Genomic DNA, 20,387 nt, shown 5'->3' on the forward strand with positions numbered 1-20,387 from the left:
TCAGAGGCCCTCCTGGGCGACGGCGGGGGCGTCGACCGCAGCGAGGTCGCCCGCCGTCGGGGTCGGGGCGTGTGCCTGCGCGAAGTCCGGCCGTGCCGTCGGGGCGAACGCCGCGCGATAGGCGGTGGGCGTCGTCCCGAGAGTGCGCCGGAAGTGCAGCCGGAGATTCGAAGGGCTCCCCAGACCGCATCGGTCGGCTATGTGGTCGACGGCGAGTTCGGTGCTCTCCAGCAGCTCCCGGGCGCGGTCGAGCCGGGCGGTGAGCAGCCACCGCAGGGGCGTCGTGCCGGTCTCCGTGACGAACCGCCGGGCGAAGGTCCGCGGCGCCAGGTGCGCGTGCGCGGCGAGCTGCGGGACCGTCAGCGGTTCGTGCAGACGGGCCAGCGCCCACGCCCGGGTGGGCGCGAGGGTGACGCCGGGCGCCTCGGGAGCCAGCGGGCGTTCGATGTACTGCGCCTGCCCGCCGTCGCGGTGGGGAGCGGAGACCAGGGAGCGCGCCACCCGGTTCGCCGTCTGTGCGCCCAGGTCGCGTCGCACCAGGTGCAGGCACAGGTCGATGCCGGCCGCGACGCCCGCCGAGGTCAGCACCTGCCCCTCGTCCACGTAGAGCACGCGCGGGTCCACCGACACCCTCGGATACCGCGCAGCCAGTTCGTGCGCGTGCTTCCAGTGGGTGGTGGCCTTGCGGCCGTCCAGGACCCCGGCCGCCGCCAGCGCGAACGCACCCGTGCAGATCGACACCAGCCGCCGGCCCCGGGCGCGGGCCCCGGCCAGCGCGGCGAGCACGTCCCCCGGGAGCTCCCGCAGGTGCGGTGCGTAACCCGGGACCACCACGGTGTCCGCGCCGCGCACCGCTTCCAGCCCGGCCGTCACCGTCACGTCGAACCCCGCCGCGGTCCGGACCGACCCCGCGGTCCGTCCGCACAGGGTCAGTTCATAGGGATCACCGGGTACGGCGATGAAGACCTGGGCCGGGATGCCCAGGTCCAGGGGCAGCACCTCGTCCAGGACCAGTACCGCCACTCGGTGCGGTGCGGCGGGGGTGGCAGTTTCCTCTCGCATGGAGGCAAGTCTGCCACTGTCACCGGCAGTTGGTCCGGCCGATCATCGATGCCATGAACGACGAGATGACCACCGGCGTCCCGCCGCTCCCCGACACTCCCCTCGCCCGCCGCGCACTGGCCCTGGTACGCGAGACGGAGTCCACCGCGACCGCCAACCACAGCGTCCGCAGCGCCCTGTTCGCCCGGCTCCGCGCCGACCACCAGGGCGCGGAGCCGGGGCGCGACTACGATCCGGAGCTGCTGTTCCTGGCCTGCGTCCTGCACGACATCGGCCTGACGCGGGCGGGCGACCGCCACCAGCGGTTCGAGGTGGACGGCGCCGACACGGCCGCGGAGTTCCTCACCGCACATGGCCTGCCCGCCGCCGCCGTCGACGCCGTGTGGGAGGCCGTCGCCCTGCACACGACGCCGGGCATCGCCGAGCGCCGCGGCACCCTGTGCGCCCTGGTGCACCAGGGGACCGGCATGGACTTCGGCTGGGAGACCGACTGCGTCGACGACGCCACCGGGGCCGCGATCCACGCCGCCTATCCGCGGCTGTCCATGGCCACCACCCTCACCGACGAGATCGTCGCCCAGGCACGGCGCCGTCCGGAGAAGGCCCCGCCCTTCTCCATCGCGTCGGAACTGCTGCGGGAGAGGTCCGCGCCGCCGCACAGGACCCGGATGGAGACCATGGCCGACGCCGCCCGCTGGGGCAACTGACCATGACCACGTACGGAATCCTGCTGTTCGACACCGCGCAGGAACTCGACTTCACCGGTCCGTGGGAGGTGTTCACCACCTCCTCCGGACTGCGGGACGGCAGGGACGACGTCCTGCTCGTCGCCGAGCACTCCGCACCCGTCCGCTGCTCCCAGGGCATGCGGGTCCTGCCCGATCACACGCTCGGCGACCACCCGCCGCTGGACGTCCTCCTCGTACCGGGCGGTTCCGGAGCCCGGGAGGTCGAGCCGCACAACGAACGGGTCACCGGCTGGCTCACCGACACCGCCGCGCGCGCCGCCTGGGTGGTCGGCGTCTGCACCGGAACCTTCCTGCTGCACGCCGCCGGCCCGGCCCGGGGCCGTCGGGTCGCCACCCACTGGCAGTACGAGGAGGCGCTGGAAGAACGCGGCGACGTCACCGTCGTACGGGACGCCCGCTATGTCGTCGACGGCGACCTGCTCACCAGCCAGGGCGTCTCCGCCGGCATCGACAGCGCCCTGTGGCTCGTCGGCCGGCTGCACGGACGCGAACACGCCCGCGCCGTGCGCCGAGCCCTCCAGTACGACCCGGCACCCCCGTACCTGGCGGACGAACCCCTCCCACCGCCCACGACCGACCGAGAAACGGAGCACCGACCGAGATGAACCGCCGTACCCTCCTGCACGCCACCACCGCGCTCGGCGCCGCGACGCTGACCGCCGGCACCGCCACCCGGGCCGACGCGGCGACCCCGGCAACTCCCGCGCGCGACCGTCCGTTACGCGTACACGTCGTCATGTTCGACGGTGTGGAGGAACTCGACTTCGCCGCCCCGTACGAGGTGTTCTCGGCCTCCGGCCACTTCGCCGACCGGGAGGTGGACGTCCGTTACGTCACGCTCGACGGTCCGCGTACCGTCGAGGCGGCGTACGGCACCAGGCTGCGCGTCGACCACGGTTGGGCTCCTCGGGACGCGGACCTCCTCGTCGTCCCCGGCGGCGGGTACGCGCGCCGCGAGGACCCCGGCGTGTGGGCCGAGATCCGACGGGGCTCCCTGCCCCGGGCCCTGGCCGCCGCGACCCGCCCGGGCCTGACCGTCAGCGCGCTGTGCACGGGCGTCATGCTGCTCTCCGCCGCCGGGCTGACCTCGGGACGCCCCTGCACCACCCATCACCGGGCGCGGGCCGACCTGGAGGAGCAGGGTGGCGTGCTGAAGAACGCCCGTGTGGTCGACGACGGTGACCTGGTCACCGCCGGCGGGGTGACCTCCGGGCTGGACCTCGCCCTGTGGCTGGTACGCCGGGAACTCGGCGCGGACGCCGCGGTCGGCCTGGAGGAGATGCTCGAGTACGAGGCCCGGGGCACGGTATGGGCCGCGCGGGGCGGACGCTGAGAAGCGCCCGGAGCAGCCGCTGACGTTCCGCGCCGGCTCAAGGCCGACGGCCGGGTCCCACAGGCGAAGCCGAACCCCTCCTGGCTCGCACACGTGCGGGTCGGGAGGGTCCAGGCGACCCCGAAGGGTGACTGCAATGCTTCATTGAGTGAGACGTCTGTCTCCGCAGGGTGACGAGAGATGTCCGCTGGGCGACCGGCTCTGTGAGGGCGCGCACAGGGCTCACGTCACACGGGGCCGGGGTTAGTAGACGCTCGACGGCCGCTTGCCCCCCGTGGTCTCCAGCCGTCCGGGCGGCCACGCGGCCGGTCTGCGAAGCGGCGTAGTAGGTCACACACTTGTCGCGGCCCCCGAGCGTTCCGCAGTGTGTTCGGCGTACCGGGGAGCCGAGCGCCGGGACCGGACGGGAAGAGCCCGTCCGTGATCCAGACACCGGCCCTGATGACGCGAAGACGCGTCCCACGCGGACACCGCGTCGCCGACCCCCCGTCGGCCTCCCCATCACGTTCCCGAATGGAGAGGTACACCCATGCACGCCCTCATGCGCCGTCCCCGCATCCGCAAGTCCGCCGTGGCCTCCCTCGCCGCCGCGGGTGCCGCCGCCGTCAGCCTCACCCTCGTCCCGAGCCCGGCGCACGCCGCCGAGCCGGCCAAGGCGTCCACCGCGCAGACGCAGGCCCAGACCGACAAGATCAAGGCCATCGTCAAGGCGGGCGAGAAGAAGCACGGCGACGACCTCGACGGCTGGATCCGCACCGCCTTGGACGTCATGGACGTCAAGAACATCCCGGGCACCTACGAGGGCCTGCACCGCAACATCATGCGCGAGTCGTCCGGCAACCCGCACGCGCAGAACAACTGGGACGTCAACGCCCAGAACGGCATCCCCTCGAAGGGCCTGCTCCAGACGATCCAGCCCACCTTCGACGCCTACCACGTCAAGGGCACGAAGGACTCCATCACCGACCCGGTCGCCAACATCGTCGCCGCCTGCAACTACGCGGCCGACAAGTACGGCTCCATGGACGACGTCGACTCCGCCTACTGACCGGCGGACCCACCGACCGCCTGAGCCCCGGGGACGACCGGTCCCGTGCGGAGGCCGGCGGGGCCCAGGCAGCACGGCGGGGCCGGAAGGACGACACGTCCCTCCGGCCCCGCCCGCGTCACACCCGGTGCGTCCCGGAAAAGTCCCAGAGCAGTACCGCAAAAATTCAGCGCCCCGGGCGGCTGGCGAGGCGGAGACGTGGACGTCGCCGGACACAACGAACTGTTGCCCGCCATCGCCCACGCCGTCGAGCGGCAGACGGACCGGCAGCTGCGTCAAGGGCTTCTTCGGTTACGGCACTCTCTTCTCTTCTGCGGTACGAACGTGGAGAGGTGCGCGGGGGCCGCTCAAGCGTCCTGCGCCGGGGCCGTGGTCCCCGGGAACGTGCTGTGCATCAGGTCCTGGAGCCAGGCGGAGCCGTTCTTCGACTTCATCTCGCCCATGAGGACCATCAGGCTGTCCCGCTGGAGGTGGCCCTGCTGGACCCACATCCCGATGATGTTCTGGAGGAGGGCCAGGTCGTGCCGCGCTGAGGTCTCGTTGGCGGGTCGGCTGAGCTGCCGCTGAATGCCCTTGACCACCTCGAGGATGTCCGCGACGCCGCGTTCCTCCGCCTTGCCCGAACTGCGGAGTTCGGCGAGGTCCATCGTGTACGTCATGGGTGTGTTCACGGCCTCGCCCGCCTCGACGGCCTTGATCGCCCGGACGATCGCCTCCCGGGCCTCCGCGGCGCTGTCCAGATCCCGGTGGTCCAGTTCGATGGTCCGCAGACCCTGTACGTCGAACGGAATAGTCTGGCCCTCGGAGATGATCTGGATGAAGGGCTTCCCGGTGGTATGCCGCACCGCGAGTTCGTAGAAGACGTTCGGGTTCTGGTCGGTCAGATCGGCGATCACCAGTCCGTCGCCGAGAATCCGCTCGAGGACCTGAGTGCTGATCAGCCCCGAGGAGTCGATCTCGTCGGCCCTGGTCGCCTGATATCCGCATTCCAGGGCGGCCGGTTTCACGATGTGCCGGAGAATCTGGTCGCTGCGTCGCCGGATGTCCGAGCCCGTCGCTCCGATCGGCGCTATGTAGAAACAGCGGTGGGTCGCGGCTGGCGTTTCCATGTTCCCCCCAGGCCATGCAGTGGACAGCGGCAGTATATGGCGTCACGCTTTTCGGGTGTTCGTCACGCCTGATGGGGAATCGGGTCGATATGGGGTGAATTGTACTTCGGTGCTATACGCAGACGGACTCCCCGCGGACCACTATGCTGCCGGGTGAAGGTGCACGGAATCGGGGGGTTGATCAGTGGACTTCACTTATACCGAGCAGACCTTGCCTCGCGCGGTGGCTTGGCTCTTCGAGTCGAACGGCTACTCGGTCACGGAGGACGTCACCGTCCAGGACGTGAGGTTCCCGCTCCTTGCGAAACAGATGGCGGGACTGGTCGAGCAGAAGGTATTCATCGAAGTCACGATCGACCACGTGAACATGGTCAGGCATGAGGGGCTGATAGCGAAACTGGCCCTGGCGCGGAAACAGGTGCTCGGTTCACAGCAGGTTCTCGTGTCGTCAGGTGGATTCACCGACGAGGCGCGCGACCATGCGAAAATGGAAGGAATTCTGGTCTACACCTTCCAGGAACTCTTCCGGCAGTTCGAGCGCACCGACCCGTATATCGATCACGTCCTGGGGGACGGCGACTTCGCCGATTCCCTGCGTGATCTGGACGAGGTCTACGAGGAACCCGATTTCGACGACGACCAGGGAGTGCACCGCGCCACCGAATGGCTGACTCGCTGGGTGGGCGACGAGGCCGAACCGTCCCGCTGGGTGGTGGTCGTCGGCGAGTACGGCACGGGGAAGACCGCCCTCACCCGGGTCCTCCAGCGCCGCTGGATGAGCGACTACCGCGAAGGCCGACTGGCCAGGCTGCCGTTCCGGGTGGAACTCAGAGACTTCAGCCGCCAGTTCGACGCCCGCGGCCTGCTCCACCACTTCCTCGACCGCAACGAACTGGGCCACCTCAACATCAGCTTCGTTGAGTCCATGATCGCCAACGGGCGCGTCATGCTCATCCTCGACGGCTACGACGAGATGGCCCAGTTCCTCAACGCACGGGAACGCAGAGCTTGTCTGGAGGCGCTTACCGAACTCTCCGGCGACGGCGTCCGGGGTATCCTCACCAGTCGGCCCAACTACTTCACCGAGGCCGAGGAACTCCAGGTCTTCGAGGTGCTCTACCGGAACCTCGACACCCGGTCCGAGATCGGCGCCGCCGCCCTCGACAAGGAGGTCCTGCAACAGGAGCAGCAGGTCGACCGGATGCTGGAGCAGTTCGTCATTGAGCGCGCCGAGCGGCAACTGCGCGACCTCAGCCCGGACCAGACGTTCCATCTGGTGAAGAAGCGTCTCGGGGACGACCCCGCGGGCGAGAAGGCGGTCACCAACATCCTCAGCCGGGTCTTCCGCCCCGAGAGCACCCGCGAGCACTCCCTCAGCGGTAAACCCGTCATCGTCAGCTATCTCTTGGACGTCGTCGAGGAACTCAAGCGCGACGAGGCCAGCGGCAGCGGCGGCAAGCTCACCGAGTGGCAGATCTACGAGCTGATCATCAACAAGCTGATGCTGCGCGACTGGGCCCGGGTGAAGAACCTTCCCCCGTCGGACCGCCTCGAGTTCCTCCGGTACCTCGCGGTCCGGCTCTCCTCCGAGAGTCGCCGGTCGATCCGCGAGGCCGCATTCCGGGAACTCATCGAGGAGCGCTTCCCCGGCTATCTCGCCAAACAGCGGGCCACCGACGCCGCCGACGCTGCCGACGCCCTCTTCGACGACCTGCGCTCCTCCTCCACGCTCACCCGCTCTCGTGAACCCGGCGAGTACGCCTGGCAGTTCTCGCACAACTCCCTGCGCGAGTACCTCGCCCTCACCTTCATGATCAGCGAGCACCAGGCGGGCCGCTCGCTGCCCCGGCAGATCCAGCTCACCGACGCGATGCTGACCTTCGCCCGGTCGATGCCGAAGGACGTCCTGGAAGGTTCCCTCGCGCAACTCGCCATGGGCTGGCCCAACCGCAGCTACAGCAAGAGCCTGGACCGCGTCCTGACGCTGCTGTGGCCCGCTCTCCTTCAGAACGTCCCCGCCACCGAAGACAAGCGGGACATTCTCGCCCGGATCGTCGGCCCCGGTTTGGACATCTCCAAGTCCCGGCTGCACCAGGTCGACTTCTCCGCCGACGCCCGGTCGTCGGGCCTGCACCGGCTGAACGCCTCCGAGACCGAACTGTCGGGGGTCTCCTTCCGAGGGGCCCGGATCGAGCGCTCCAACTTCTCCGACTCGATCTTCGAGGCGTGCAATCTGTCCCAGGCGGTGGCCGACGGAGCCTCGTTCAAGCGGGCCCTCATCATGGACTGCGACATCACGGGCCTCCAGTGCGCCGAGGCCGACTTCACCGACCTGGACCGGGACTCGACCGCCGTGATCAAGACCTCCCGAGGCACCCGGATCATCACCGGCGAGCACCTCGTCGGCCACCTGCGGGCGCAGGGCGCGATCACTGATGACGTCAACCCGTACTACGTGTTCGCCACCAACCCCGACTTCGAGGTCATCCAGAAGATCTGCAAGGTCCTCGCCGACGGGGCGCAGCACCAGCGCCGTGGGGTCCAGCAGCGAGGCGCCGCCGAACGGAACGTGCCGTTGGCCCGCAAGTTCCTGGAGTACCTCTTCGGCTGCGATTACCTGACCGTCAAGGGCGGGCGCAGCGAGATGATCAGCGCCACCAGCAGCGGCCGGCAGGCCTGCCACCAGCTGGCCGCCGAGAAGAAGGTGGACGACACCCTGGGCCGCTTCCTGGAGGAGAACCTGGGCAGCCCGCGCAGGGCCGCCAATTAGCCCCCGCCAGCACTGCGGCGGTGCTGGACCGTGTACTGCGACGAAGGTCGCCTACATCGGCCGACGCCCCGTCCCGAGACCGCCCGGCCCGTTGATCTGGTCGAGCCGCAGACCACCGCGAGCATCGATGAGACGGGCCGCGAGGACGTCCGCCCGCTCCAGGGCCCAGGGGTGCGGAGCAGTGATGGTGGTGTCATCAAGCCCGTAGGCGGCGACGGCTTCGTCATCGGTCCTTCGGCGGAATCCCCTCCTGGCTTGCACGAGTACAGGCCAGGAGGGGATTCACGTCGGCTTTCCCCGGCGCTTTCAGATGTCCCGGGAGAGACCAGCGGACGCCGTGACCTGCCGCAATGACGGTCGTGCATCGCTGACCTGCACGAATGGCCTTTCGACTGTTTCACGTTCATACCCGTTGATGCAGCCGGAAGTCCCAGAAAAGTCCCAGAGGGCTACCACTGCCTGCAGGGACTCTTTCGGCTAGCGCAGGGCGTACGAGCGCGGTGTGGGCTGATGTTCGCGCATCGGTGGTCCGCCCTGAATGAACGGCAACGCGCGCTTCTCGAACGGGTTCGCGGCCAGTGAGGATCACGCGGCCTGGGAGCCGGGTGACTGGCGGTCGGCCTATGCTCTACGCGACCGTGGGCTTCCGGGCGCCAGGCGCCGTGGCGGGGGCGTGCGGAGGCCACCGGGGCCGGCCGCTTGTGCCTTCGGCCGGCCGTCAATCCGACGACCCGACGTCTGCAGGCAGTGGCGACCAGGCGGTGTCCGCCGACGCTGCGCCTTCGGCGGCAGGCGTCGGGTGGCGCGGTTCCACAGGACGGCGGAGGCACATTCCGATGCCTTACAGCGAACGGGCTGTGTCCGCTGCAACCGGTCGCAGGAGTCGCACACTGAGGGAAATGCGTTCGCTCGCGGTCGGTGACCTCGGCGAAGGCGATGAAGCAGCGTGCTGAATGCGTGGACCAGCGAGAGCGGCCGGGTACCGATGTGTCATACGTTGTGACATTCGCCAGAAATCATGCCCCCTGATTCGGTTGGATGGCACTGCCAGCTTCTGGTAGGCGCAGGGCTGTGCACGAACGAGGGGGAACAGCCATGACATCGATGTGGGATGCCGCGGAGTGCGACCGATTCCGGTCGGCGGTACTCGCCCTGACCCGGCGGCGAGTCGAGATCTACAGGGACGCGGGCGAGACATGGCGGTTCGCCGAGAGCCTGAAGTCCGTGAGCGAGGACACCGCCCAGGAGTACGAGGGCCGCACGATCCTCGAACTCGTCCAGAACGGCCACGACGCTATCGGTGAAACCGCCCCGGGAAGGATCGCCGTGCTGGCGGTCCCCCAGGAGGACGACAGCGTCCTCTACGTCGCCAACGAGGGGGCGGTATTCGCCGAGGAGAACTTCCGCGCCATCACCGAGCTGGCCCTGTCGAGCAAGGCGGCGGGTGAGGGAATCGGCAACAAGGGCCTCGGTTTCCGCAGCGTGCTGCAACTGACGGACTGGCCGGAGATCTACTCGAAGTCCTCACCCGACTCCCAGGCATTCGACGGCTATTGCTTCCGCTTCGCCAGGCCCGAGGACGTGCGCACCCTGGTGGACGACCCGGCACTCGCGGCCCGGGTGATCAAGGACATCTCCCCGCTGGCACTACCGATACCGGCCGACGCCACCGATCCCGTACTCAAGGAACTCGCCGAGGACGGATACTCCACGGTCGTCCGGCTACCGCTGCGCGACCGGCACGCCTGGGGGCTGGCCGTGGCGCAGGCCCGGGACATGGCGGACGGAGAGGCGCCGCTCCTGCTCTTCCTCGACCGGATCACCGAACTCCTCGTTGAGGTGCGCGACGGTTCCGACACCGGTTTCCGAAGCGTCCTTTCGCGTGCCGAGGGTGCATCGGATCTGGTCGTCGCCTGCGAGAACGACTGGGTACGGGAGGTTGACCTCGCTGGGGCGGGCCGCTATTTGCTGGCACGCCGCATACTCGATCCCAAGGCCCTCAGCGGAGCGATCAGCCGCAGCGTCCAGGCACGCGAGATTGACCCCGCCTGGGAGAACTGGGATGCCGAGGCATGGGTGGCGGTCGCGCTGCGCCTCGACGCGCCGCTCACCCACGGGCGCATGTACACCTTCCTGCCAATGGCTGAAGGCGTCCACGCCCTATTCCCCGGCCACGCCCACGCCCCGTTCTTCACCAAGCTGGCCCGCCTCGACATCAGCGAGACGGTGACCCTGAACGCCTTCCTCCTCGACCAGCTCGCCGTCCTGACGGTGGAACTGAGCAGGCGCATCCGTTCGCAGACGCCGCACCTCCGTGCAGCGGGCCTCGTGCTCGACCTCATGTGCTGGGACGTCCCTGACCGGCTCTACGCAGCCCTGGACGGGAAGCTCGCCGCCGAACCGATCGTGCCCCTGCACGGCCGGGAGGCGTGGGGCTCGCTGCAGGACTCCTACGGATGGCGGCCCGACGGCAAGCGCTCCTGGCGCGTTCTCACCATCGAGGCCCTCACGAGAGCCGGGGCCGACCTGCTGACCCCGTCCGTCGGCCCGGTCCGCCACACGCGTCTGGACAAGCTATGCAGAGCTGTCCTTTCCAGGCCTTTCCGTCCGCCGGTGCTCCTGGCCGCCGAGTGGGCCGAAACCGTGGCCCGGTCACTGCTCGACGGTACGGAACCGGCGGGACAGGTATGGGCGGACTTCTACAGCGACCTGTCCCATGCGTTCGCCCGGGACCAGGGCGTGCTACGGGGCCGACGCGTTATTCTCACCCAGGACATGCGGCTGAGAAGGGCCCTCGGTGGCCGGGCCGGGGTCGGCGGGCAGGACGCGACCGTCTTCTTCCATCCTGAGCCCGACGACATCGCGGACGGCGACGCCGTCACCCGGGTCCCTAGCGACCTCAAGGCACTCCGACGCCGTATCTCCTTCACCCACCCGGCGATCACCTGGGATATAGCCGGACGCGGATTCCTCGAGCGCAACGAATTGGTGCGCTCCTACCAACTGGACCGGGTCTTCGACGCGCTGGACGACCTGCTCTCCGACCATCCTTCGGAGGCGCTCAGCCGCGACGCCCTCACCTTCGCCTTCCGGCAATACCCCCTGCTCACCCAGGCCCAGCGCCGACGGCTGGCAGACATTCCCTTCCGGCTACCGCTGGCCGGCACCGGCCGGTGGGGCAGAGCCGCGCGCTGCTCCTTCTCACCCGCCTGGGGCACCGAGGGCGCGCGACGGCTGGAGCGGTTTTTCGCCGAGGGAGGATCCCGGATCCCGGCCCTGGCCGCACAACGGGACCAGTGGATCAGCGGCCCCGACGACTGGCCCGCGCCGGTCCGGAACCGGGCGGCCTACGCAGAGTTCTTGGAAGCTCTCGGCGTGTGTGACGGCCTGAGGCCGGGAGCCGTCGGGGAACGCATTGGGGCCTGTCAGGGATACGAACTGCGGCCCTCGGGCCTCGCCGTGCGCCTCGGACTGGAGGATGCTCTCGCCGAAGCCTGGCCGGCCGATGTCAGGAGCGGGTGGACCAAGTTCGCGCACCCGTACACGCCGTACGAGTTCACGAAGGCGCCGGCTCACCTGGCGGGAGCGACCGAGGTCGCCGGGCTCGGCTCCGCTGCCCGGCGTGAGTTCGCCGAACTGCTGATGCACGGGCTCCGCACCTGGGACGAGGAGGTGCTCACGGTCACGGTCCACAGGCCCACATACCCCTTCAAGGACGCGCACGTCTGGCCCACTCCTCTGGCCTCCTATCTTCGAAGCATGGCCTGGCTCCCCGCGGAGGACCCGGAGGGCCCCTCTTTCGTCGAGCCCCGCCGGGCCTGGTTCAGCGCCGACGGCGAACTGCCGGCCTTCGTGCCCGCGCTGCCTCTGTCGACGCGGCGCCTGCTCAGTGACAAGAGCGTCGTCGAGCGGATGGTCCGGCTGGGCCTCCGCAGATGGGACGATCCGGAGCACGCCGGGGCGGTGGTGAAACAGCTGGCGGATGTGCTCGACAAGGGTGACGTGCCCGAGTACCTCAGTGTCTCCTTCAAACGGCACTACGAGCGGGCGTGGTCGGACATCGCGCGGACGGGCTGGTGGCCCTGGGCACGGGGTGAGGAAGCCCGTCTCGTGGTCAGCCGCGCCCACGTGCTCGGCACCTTCGCCCCGTCGTCCGACGAAGCACCGGTCATCGTCTGCGACGAGATGGACCCTTTGAAGGAAGCGCTTATCGAGCCGGCGGGGCATCCCGTCCTCGTCGCCCCGGCGGAGTCCGGTGACGCCGTCGTCCGCCTGGCCGAGGCGAATGGACTGAGGGCACAACGTACGTCGGCCACCCACGTGCAGGTCCGTCATCGTGACGGCGCCCCCATCACGCCGTCGGGGCAGGCGGCGGTGTTCATCAGAGGGAGGGAGTGGCTGGTCACCGTGGTCGCACTCGCCATGGAGCTCAAGTCCGGGGCGTTCGTGCGCCGCAGCGAGCGAGGCGTTCGTGCCGCGCTCGAACGACTCCGCGCTCTCCGTGTCGTGCACGCCGACGACGTGGAGATCACCGTTTCCGGGACGCCGGCCGAACCGCCGTCGTCGACGCGCGCCCTGCCGCTGCCGGACGACGAGCACCCCACGGTGGTCGTCTGGAGGAGCGAGGAGGGCTGGGACGAACTGCAGGCGGCGACGCCCGCCATCGCACAGCTGCTGGGCAGGCCGTGGCTGCAGGACGCGCTGGAACTGGTCCTCGTCAAACTCGAGCGGAGCTTCGGCGGCGTCAGCCCGACACTCGTCGACGACGGTGTCTTCGCCGCAGCGTTGGATACGACCGAGGCCAAAGTCGTCGAGATCCGGCGCAACCTCACCGGTGACGTGCAGGACACAGTGAGACTGCTCCGCCCGGTGCTGGCGTGTCTGGCCGCCGATGCCTGGAATGAGGAGGCCGCCCACCTCCTTGACCGTGCGGCCGGCGAGCGTGAACTCGCCGGGGTCATCGACCGGCTGGCGCCCGATCTGCCGCTGCCGTCGGCGGAGTTGGTCTCCTTGGCCCGCTCCTGCACGAAACCGGCCGAGCTCAGGGACGAACTGGGTATCGACTTCCAGCAGTTCAATGCCGCGATGGCCGCTCTCGGTCCCGGATACTCCCCGGACTACTATCCCGACCGCCATGAACAGGTCTTCGGCGACTTCGTGCGTGCCCGCTTCGGAATCCTCCTCGACCGGCTCCGTGAGCGGTACGCCGCCGCCGCTCGGCAGGGCGAGGACATCTCCGGTTACGCCGCGGCCCGCGGTCTGCACGACCTCCAGCCGGACCCGGACTGGCTTCCCCGCTTCGTCACCCCGCCCGAAGAGGCGATGCGCGACAGGGTGAGGGAGTGGCTCCGGGCACACGGAGCTGACGACGACCTCGAGCGGCCGACAGAACTCGAGCCCGCCGACCGACTACGTGCGCACAACACGGCCGCACTCGACGCGCTCGTTCCGACGTTGACCCCCTTGGTGACCGCCTGGTGCCGCCGCCACGGCGTTCAGGTGCCTGCGGGATGGCACGGAGCGGTGCTGATGGAATGCAGGAGTCACATCGACGGGACCGGGCTGGGCGACCTGTTGCCACTGAGCGAGAAGCACCTGCTCGATGCGGTGGAGCGTGCCGTGGGATGGCCCGACGGGATGCCGCACGCCACGGACCCCGCGGTACTGGGCCTCACCGACAAGGACTTCGCGCCGACGGCGGCACCGTCCCAGGGCTCCGGCGGCTCCACCATCGTGGCTCCGCGTACGATCACCATCGGGGACGCCGAGGTCAGGGTCGGAAGCGATCAGCTCTCCACCATCGCGGACATCGCCTCGAGGACCGTCGACGAGGCCTTCCTCGCCCAGTCGGGCAAGGTGCGCCTGGACACCGTGACCGGTGTGCCCCGGCCGCGAAGCGGAGGCGGTTCCTCTGCCAAGCCGCGCATCGTCGTGGCGAAGACGAAGCGGGCCAGTGAGGACCAGCGGTCCGCCATCGGCCTCGTCGGGGAGGTGGCCGCGCGCGCCTGGCTCCAGCGCCACTACCCCGACGTGCGGTGGGTCTCGGGCTACGCGGCCGTAGTCAACGGCGACGACGAAGCCTCCGACTCCCTCGGCTACGACTTCGAGGTCGCCTGGCGTGACACCACTCGACTGTACGAGGTGAAGGCGCTGAGCGACCCGGCCGCCGTGCGGGTGGAGTTCGAACTCGGACCGTCCGAGGTGGACGCGGCCCGCCGTCACGCCCGGAGCAACCGTTACCGCATCCTGCTGATCACCTCCGCCCTCGTCCCGGAGGAACGCCGCGTCTTCGATCTGCCGAACCCGTTCTCGGCCCAGGGACGCGACCGCTTCAGGATGGTGAGCCGGGGGGTTCGCTACCAGTGCTCGCCCCTGGGGAAGGAATAGCGCGCCGACGTGCGCCGGCGAGATGCGGCCGGTTCACAGCGGATCGCTGTGGCCCGGCCGCAAGGTCTCGTACACAGAACCGCCGGGGTGAATCGCCCTGGCGTCACTGTCAGTGGCTTCTGGGACTCTCTTCGTCATGACGCGGACGGAATTCGGATTCCTCGCCTCCCTGTGGGGCTGGTGGACCTTCTTCGAGGCGGTATGGATCGCCGTACTGTGGCGCAGCCGTACCCGGGTACTGGGTGCCGGCGTGAACCGGACCCCGGGCGTGCGACGCATTTGGCGCAAAGCTGGTGAGAGGCGTGTCGATGCACTTCTCACCGCAGCGGAACGTACGGGTGTGCCCGCGGAGGGCACACCGGACAAGGACGATCTCGTCGACCGGTGGCACCGCATCGTCGTCGGCAGATGCGTCTCCGTGACGTTGCAGATGGTGCCTCTCCTCGTGGTCGTGTTCCCCTTCTGGTGGGCAATTTCCATCGCCCCGAACGCGGTTACGCCTGTCTGGATGTTCGCCGCCCTGGCCGGATTCGGTGCCGTCTCCATCACGCTGACGGCTGCCGATGAACGGGCCACCGCGGTCTCTGACGCCGCCGGAGTCGTCACGGTCGAGTCGATCCGCTTCTTGGAGATGTTGCTGATGCCGGACGGGCGTCGTGCTCAGGACTCTGCGCTGGAGGTCCACGGCAAGCTGTCCGCACGTCTCTGCAGCGCCTTACGTGCCCAGGCCCGGCATGGAACCTTCACGATGCCGCCTGCCGTCCGTTTGCGGACACGTGAGGCCACGGAAAGGCTGATCGCGGCCTTCGAGGACGGCAACCACCGCTACCTCTTCGGCGAGGGACCCGACCGTGACACAGCGGTGCGGGACCTGTCCCGACTCGTCTCAGGCGTGCTGCGTCAGAGCTGCCGCCCGCGCGCGCAACGCGACAGCCTGGTTGTCATCGACTCCGTACTGCTTGTCGGCGCGCCGGAACCAAGTGAAGCTGATGGAGCGGTCGAGCCGCTCAGGAGCCGCCTGCTGGAGGCGGCGGGCAGACTGGTGGTGGCCGTGGGCCTTCTTGCCGGTGCATTTCTCTTCCCCGGTGGGGGAGCCGCCGCCGACCTGCTGGGCATCGCCGGTGTGGCGATTGTCGCCCTGGTCTGTCCGCCGGTGCGAGAGGCCCTGCAGCGGGCCAAGGAGTTCTTCGGCACCGCCCTCCCGGCGACGGACAAGCGGAGGAGGTGGCTGAAAGGCTGAATTCCACGCCTTCTCCTCCATCCGTGGCCTGCCCACACTGCGCCGGCTCCTCGGCGGGCGGTCAGGGGCCACGTCCGACGCCCGGTCGGTAATCGGGGAGAGCAATTCCGGCGGGCGTGGCTGGATAACGCGTTCCCCACCACACTTCGACACGGGCGTGCGAGATCGCGCTCTCGTCGGAGAAGCCGCTGTCTGAGGCGGCCCGGTGCCTCACCCTGCCTGTGAGAACTCCTCCTGGTCGACTCACGATTGTGTGACGTAGCGTCAAATAAGCGTTGACGACTCAAGGTTCACTTGATGCAATGCCTTGTCCACGAAGACGCGAGGGTGGGGAACGGGGCACGTGGCAGGGCTGGACAGCGCGAATCTCAAGACGCTTCTCGGTGACGTAGCCTCAGGAAGGCTTCAACTCCCCGACTTCCAGAGGGATTGGAAGTGGGACGACGATCGTATCCGGGCCATCATCGCGACCGTGACGCTCGACTACCCCCTGGGTGTCACGATGACGCTGGAGACCGGCGGTGCCTCACGCTTCCGTACCAGACCGCTCACGGGCGCCGAGTCGGGCGCCGAGCGTGAGCCCAGTCTGCTCCTGCTGGACGGCCAACAGCGTCTGACATCGCTCTTCCAGGCCCTGTACGTCGCCGACGCGCCGGTCCGGACCGTGGACACCCGCGGCAAGGCGGTCCGCCGCTGGTACTACGTCGACATAGCGAAGGCGACCGGTTCGCCGTCCGACCGCGACGAGGCGATCGTCTCCGTGCCGGAGGACCGGATCCTGCGCAGGGACTTCGGCCGGAAGGTCGTGCACGACCTCACCGACACCGCGGGTGAATGCGCCGCGGGTCTGTTCCCCCTGCGGATCGTGTTCGATACGCAGCGGGTCAACGCGTGGCGCCGCGAGTACGAGAAAGCCGACGAGACGCAGAACTTCGACCTGTGGAGCAAGTTCGAGGACCAGGTGCTGCACCCCGTCAGGTCGTTCCAGGTGCCGATGATCAACCTGTCCTCCTCGACGTCCATGGACGCCGTCTGCGCGGTCTTCGAACGGGTCAACACCGGAGGCGTCCCGCTCAACGTCTTCGAACTGCTGACCGCCACCTATGCCGGGGACCGTGAGTACACGAGTCGTACGGGTGACTACTACGACCTCCCCTCCGTCTGGCGTTCGGTCAAGGAGAACGTGGCGGAGCGGTACCCGGTGCTCGGCCGCCTCGAGGTGGACCTCGATGACGGTCTGACCAACAGTGACTTCCTCCAGGCGGTGGCCCTGGTGCGGACGTGGAATCGCAAGCTGCTCGATTCCACCGTGGGTGTCTCCTGCAAGCGGCGCGATCTGCTGGAGCTTCCGCTGGACGACTTCCAGAAGCTCGCCCCCCGTCTGCAGGACGCCTTCGCGTGGGTCGGCGAATTCCTGTTCACGCAGTGCATAGTCCAGGCCGCGGACCTGCCGTACCGTACCCAGGTGGTTCCGCTGGCCGCGGTTCGGGCGATCCTCGGTGAAGAACTCGACACCCCGGACGCGACTCAGAAGATCACGCAGTGGTACTGGTGCGGCGTCCTCGGCGAAATGTACGGCGGTTCGACGGAAACCCGTTTCACCCGTGACGTGGAGCAACTGATCGCGTGGATCCGTCACGACGGCGAGGTCCCCGACACAATCGCCGACTCCTTCTTCGTCCCCGAGCGCCTGTTCAGCCTCAAGACCCGCAACAGCGCCGCGTACAAGGGCATCTTCGCGCTCCTGATCCGGCAGGGCGCCGTGGACTGGCACTACACCGACGGCCCGATGGCTCAGGGCCGGCTGGTTGAGTACGGCGTCGACGTGCACCAGATCTTCCCGAAGAACTGGGTCCGCAAGAATCTCGACGAGCGCTTCCCGGCCAGCTCCATCATCAACAAGACCCCCTTGTCACTCCGCGCGGCCCAGTCCCTCAGCGGTGCTCCCACCTCCTATCTGGAGCCCTTGGCGGCGGCGGCCGACATGCGCCCCGAGTGGTTCGACGACGTGATCTCGACCCATCTCATCGACGCGAAGGCGCTGCGAGCCAACGACTACGTCGCGTTCTTCGAGGCACGCGCCATCGCGCTGGAGGACTTGGTCTTCCAGGCTATGGGCAAGCGCACCACGGTCGTCCGCGGCACCGCCGACGAAGAGGGGGAGCGCTGATGAAGAAGCCGACGACGGCAGAGCTGATCGCCCTCAAAGGGGCGGAACTCGCGCTGTCCGAGCTGCTGGCCCTGTACGAGGTGCGGGTGCGGCAGACCGGAGTCATCCGGGAGATAAACGAGTCACTGGCCGCGGCCGGACTGACGACGCTCCCCGACTTCTCCACCTGCCCGACCCTGGCCCGGGTGCGGCTCGTGCCGGTCGCGGCCACCACGACGGTGACACCGGAGGAGGACCCGGCCGTTCCGGCCGATCCGCTGCCACCGGGAGCGCTGCCGCAGCGCCTGCTGCTGGGAGACCTGCCCTCGGCCGTGGTCGGCCTCCAGTGCGTCCCGCCCGGCGCCGAGCTGAGCCAAGCCACCTATCTCATGCGCTACGAGGGCTACAACCAGATCCCCGTGGTCAGCAACATGACCGAGCTCCACGGAGTGGTCACCTGGAAGTCGATCGCCCTCATGTACGAGAACGGCTGGGACGAGACACTGGAGAACGCCATGCAGCAGGAGTCGCTGCCGGTGTTCGACAGCAGGGAGGACCTGTTCAGCTGCCTGCCCATGCTCGTCGACCAGGGTTATGTACTGGTGCGGGGGCATGACGGCCGGATATCCGGCATCGTTACGTACCAGGAGATCGTCCGCCGGTTCCAGAACACCGCCCGGCCGTTCTTCCTGCTCGGCGAGATCGAGTCGCTGCTGCGCCGGTGGCTGGGGTCCCGCCTGGACGCCGAGGCGGTCATCGCCGTGCAGGCGACCAACCGCAGGCAGGAGCACCGCACCGGCAGGGTGGAGGACCTGATGTTCGGCGATTACGTCATGCTTCTGGACGGCCAGCAGAGAAGGACCGCACTGGCCCAGCGTGCCGATGCGAACTGGGCCGCTCTGGGCCGCTCGGGGCTGGACCGCGGTCAGTTCGTCCATCATCTCCAGCGCGTGCAGGCCATCAGGAACCGGATCGCCCACTTCGACGACGATCCATTGCCGCCGGAGGACATGAGGGACCTGACCTCCTTCGCCCGGCAGCTGCGTGACTGCGTACGGTGAGCGTTGGACGGAAGCATGCCCACCCCTGACTGGACCGCGTTCGTCGATGTCAGGGACTGAGAACTCGATGACGGCACTCCGGTCGCAGCGATAGGGTGAACCTTCGGTGAAAGTGTGACGTGCCCGGACAGGTGGGTACGAGAGGGTGACGCGGCAGAGATGACTGAGGTGCCCACGCAGATCGGCCGGTACACGGTTGAGCGCGAGCTGGGCGCGGGGGGCATGGGACAGGTCTATCTGGCCTACTCACCCGGCGGCGACCCGGTCGCGGTGAAGGTGATCAGGAACGACAGGCTGGACCAGGCCACCCGGGCACGCTTCGAGCGAGAGGCGCTGATCGCCCGGACGGTCGTCGGAACCAACCGGGTGGCCCGTTTCCTCGACGCCGATCCCTACGCCGACGAGCCGTGGATGGCCGTCGAGTACGTGCCCGGCCGGACGGTCCAGGAACAGGTCGAGAGCACGGGCACGCTCCCGGTGGCGCTGGTCGCCAGCCTCGGTGCCCTGCTCGCCGAGGGCCTGGCGGCGGTGCACGCCGTCGATCTGCTGCACCGCGACCTCAAGCCGCAGAACGTCATGCTCGGCGAATACGGTCCGATCCTGATCGACTTCGGACTGGGCGCGTTCCTGGACGCGGGCAAGGACACCCTCACGCAGGACGGCATGATCATCGGCACGGTCCGCTGCATGCCGCCGGAGCAGGCCCTCGGTCGCTCCCGCGTGAAGACACCGGCCGACGTGTACGGCCTGGGCACGGTCCTGCTGTACGCGGCGGCCGGCCACTATCCGTACGACGGCCGCGGCTGGCCGGCCATCGTCGCCCAGGTGACCGACGAGGCACAGCCACCGGACCTGTCCGGGCTGCCCGAGCCGCTCGTCCCGCTGATCACGGCGATGCTCGCCCACGCCCCGGAGGACCGGCCCGCGCTCGCGGAGGTCACCGAGCAGTGCGTGGCGCTGATGAAGGACGCCGGGTTCACACCCGTCGAGGCGCGGTACGCCCTGATCGACGTGGCGGCTCCCTTCGGTGGAGGGGACGGTCGCACCGGGCCCTCGCCGGCGGTGTGGGAGCGTATCGCGATCCAGTACGGCGACGCCCTTGACGTCCACACCCAGGTAGTGGACGAGGACGGGGCAGACAGCCCGCTCGACCGCCCGGCCCGCCCCGACCCGGCCGAGGACGAGGAGCAGGCCGGTTCCTCCGGTGCGGAACGGACAGGCGGACTCCGCACCGAGTTCGCGGCCGTACCGTCGGGCGACGGTGCGAAGCGTGGGGACACCTCTCGCCCCACCGAGCAGACGCCCGCCGAGCCGCCCCGCAGGCCCGGACGGAAACCGGCCTCGCAGAAGGTGGCCGAGGAGCTGAGGGCTCGGTACGCGATGCAAGCCGCCCTGTGACCTGCGGTGAAGTCAGACGGACAGGGCGTCCGCGTGGAAGTGGCCCCGGTGCGCCATGACGTGCGGCGGGCGAGAAGACTG

General features: G+C 68.9%; 13 protein-coding genes. 10 read left to right on the plus strand and 3 right to left on the minus strand.

Translation table 11 applies throughout. From position 1 onward, the window contains the following. On the minus strand, positions 1-1,062 hold the full coding sequence (locus ACLIN4_RS26920) for a GlxA family transcriptional regulator (protein WP_290012355.1): 1,062 nt from the start codon (positions 1,060-1,062) through the stop codon (positions 1-3). Between the two features lie 53 nt (positions 1,063-1,115). On the opposite strand from ACLIN4_RS26920, the gene ACLIN4_RS26925 reads away from it, so the two are divergent. The 4 genes from ACLIN4_RS26925 (at position 1,116) to ACLIN4_RS26940 (ending at position 4,192) form a co-directional block, all read left to right on the plus strand. Beyond that, on the plus strand, positions 1,116-1,769 hold the full coding sequence (locus ACLIN4_RS26925) for an HD domain-containing protein (protein WP_411576305.1): 654 nt from the start codon (positions 1,116-1,118) through the stop codon (positions 1,767-1,769). Between the two features lie 2 nt (positions 1,770-1,771). After that, positions 1,772-2,416 (plus strand): DJ-1/PfpI family protein, encoded by a 645-nt coding sequence (locus ACLIN4_RS26930; RefSeq protein ID WP_290012354.1) that lies wholly within the window; start codon positions 1,772-1,774, stop codon positions 2,414-2,416. Beyond that, the gene (locus tag ACLIN4_RS26935) at positions 2,413-3,144 is read left to right on the plus strand and encodes a DJ-1/PfpI family protein (RefSeq protein WP_382087833.1); all 732 of its coding nucleotides are present in this window, start codon (positions 2,413-2,415) and stop codon (positions 3,142-3,144) included. Before ACLIN4_RS26930 ends, ACLIN4_RS26935 begins: the two co-directional genes overlap by 4 nt. Before the next feature lie 529 nt (positions 3,145-3,673). Next, on the plus strand, positions 3,674-4,192 hold the full coding sequence (locus tag ACLIN4_RS26940; RefSeq protein WP_411576306.1) for a transglycosylase SLT domain-containing protein: 519 nt from the start codon (positions 3,674-3,676) through the stop codon (positions 4,190-4,192). A gap of 347 nt (positions 4,193-4,539) precedes the next feature. On the opposite strand, the gene ACLIN4_RS26945 is transcribed toward ACLIN4_RS26940, so the two are convergent. Then, a complete protein-coding gene (locus ACLIN4_RS26945; RefSeq protein ID WP_179342202.1) occupies positions 4,540-5,301 on the minus strand; it encodes a hypothetical protein in 762 nt (253 codons plus the stop codon). A 223-nt stretch (positions 5,302-5,524) separates the two neighbouring features. On the opposite strand from ACLIN4_RS26945, the gene ACLIN4_RS26950 reads away from it, so the two are divergent. Next, positions 5,525-8,071: an NACHT domain-containing protein gene (locus ACLIN4_RS26950; RefSeq protein ID WP_307651983.1), complete on the plus strand. Its 2,547-nt coding sequence runs from the start codon at positions 5,525-5,527 to the stop codon at positions 8,069-8,071. A gap of 51 nt (positions 8,072-8,122) precedes the next feature. Here ACLIN4_RS26950 and ACLIN4_RS26955 read toward each other — a convergent pair whose 3' ends face one another. Next, positions 8,123-8,332, minus strand: coding sequence for a hypothetical protein (locus ACLIN4_RS26955; RefSeq protein ID WP_381915360.1), 210 nt, complete (start codon positions 8,330-8,332; stop codon positions 8,123-8,125). 834 nt (positions 8,333-9,166) lie between these two features. On the opposite strand from ACLIN4_RS26955, the gene ACLIN4_RS26960 reads away from it, so the two are divergent. The 5 genes from ACLIN4_RS26960 (at position 9,167) to ACLIN4_RS26980 (ending at position 20,306) form a co-directional block, all read left to right on the plus strand. After that, entirely contained in the window at positions 9,167-14,458 is a 5,292-nt protein-coding gene (locus tag ACLIN4_RS26960) for a sacsin N-terminal ATP-binding-like domain-containing protein (RefSeq protein ID WP_411576307.1), read from the plus strand. A 136-nt stretch (positions 14,459-14,594) separates the two neighbouring features. After that, positions 14,595-15,698 (plus strand): hypothetical protein, encoded by a 1,104-nt coding sequence (locus ACLIN4_RS26965; RefSeq protein ID WP_411576308.1) that lies wholly within the window; start codon positions 14,595-14,597, stop codon positions 15,696-15,698. A gap of 343 nt (positions 15,699-16,041) precedes the next feature. Next, complete coding sequence (locus ACLIN4_RS26970; RefSeq protein ID WP_411576309.1) at positions 16,042-17,868, plus strand: GmrSD restriction endonuclease domain-containing protein; 1,827 nt, start codon at positions 16,042-16,044, stop codon at positions 17,866-17,868. Then, on the plus strand, positions 17,868-18,908 hold the full coding sequence (locus tag ACLIN4_RS26975) for a CBS domain-containing protein (protein ID WP_411576310.1): 1,041 nt from the start codon (positions 17,868-17,870) through the stop codon (positions 18,906-18,908). Before ACLIN4_RS26970 ends, ACLIN4_RS26975 begins: the two co-directional genes overlap by 1 nt. Before the next feature lie 159 nt (positions 18,909-19,067). Then, positions 19,068-20,306: a serine/threonine-protein kinase gene (locus ACLIN4_RS26980; RefSeq protein WP_411576311.1), complete on the plus strand. Its 1,239-nt coding sequence runs from the start codon at positions 19,068-19,070 to the stop codon at positions 20,304-20,306. Positions 20,307-20,387 lie beyond the last annotated feature (81 nt).

The organism is Streptomyces mutabilis (assembly GCF_046628145.1).
Lineage (GTDB): Bacteria > Actinomycetota > Actinomycetes > Streptomycetales > Streptomycetaceae > Streptomyces > Streptomyces mutabilis.

What these genes read in the sequence shown, in the direction of transcription:
- ACLIN4_RS26920 (WP_290012355.1), bottom strand. Translation starts at nt 1,062, where the DNA reads ATGCGAGAGGAAACTGCCACCCCCGCCGCACCGCACCGAGTGGCGGTA.
- ACLIN4_RS26925 (WP_411576305.1), top strand. Translation starts at nt 1,116, where the DNA reads ATGAACGACGAGATGACCACCGGCGTCCCGCCGCTCCCCGACACTCCC.
- ACLIN4_RS26930 (WP_290012354.1), top strand. Translation starts at nt 1,772, where the DNA reads ATGACCACGTACGGAATCCTGCTGTTCGACACCGCGCAGGAACTCGAC.
- ACLIN4_RS26935 (WP_382087833.1), top strand. Translation starts at nt 2,413, where the DNA reads ATGAACCGCCGTACCCTCCTGCACGCCACCACCGCGCTCGGCGCCGCG.
- ACLIN4_RS26940 (WP_411576306.1), top strand. Translation starts at nt 3,674, where the DNA reads ATGCACGCCCTCATGCGCCGTCCCCGCATCCGCAAGTCCGCCGTGGCC.
- ACLIN4_RS26945 (WP_179342202.1), bottom strand. Translation starts at nt 5,301, where the DNA reads ATGGAAACGCCAGCCGCGACCCACCGCTGTTTCTACATAGCGCCGATC.
- ACLIN4_RS26960 (WP_411576307.1), top strand. Translation starts at nt 9,167, where the DNA reads ATGACATCGATGTGGGATGCCGCGGAGTGCGACCGATTCCGGTCGGCG.
- ACLIN4_RS26965 (WP_411576308.1), top strand. Translation starts at nt 14,595, where the DNA reads ATGACGCGGACGGAATTCGGATTCCTCGCCTCCCTGTGGGGCTGGTGG.
- ACLIN4_RS26975 (WP_411576310.1), top strand. Translation starts at nt 17,868, where the DNA reads ATGAAGAAGCCGACGACGGCAGAGCTGATCGCCCTCAAAGGGGCGGAA.
- ACLIN4_RS26980 (WP_411576311.1), top strand. Translation starts at nt 19,068, where the DNA reads ATGACTGAGGTGCCCACGCAGATCGGCCGGTACACGGTTGAGCGCGAG.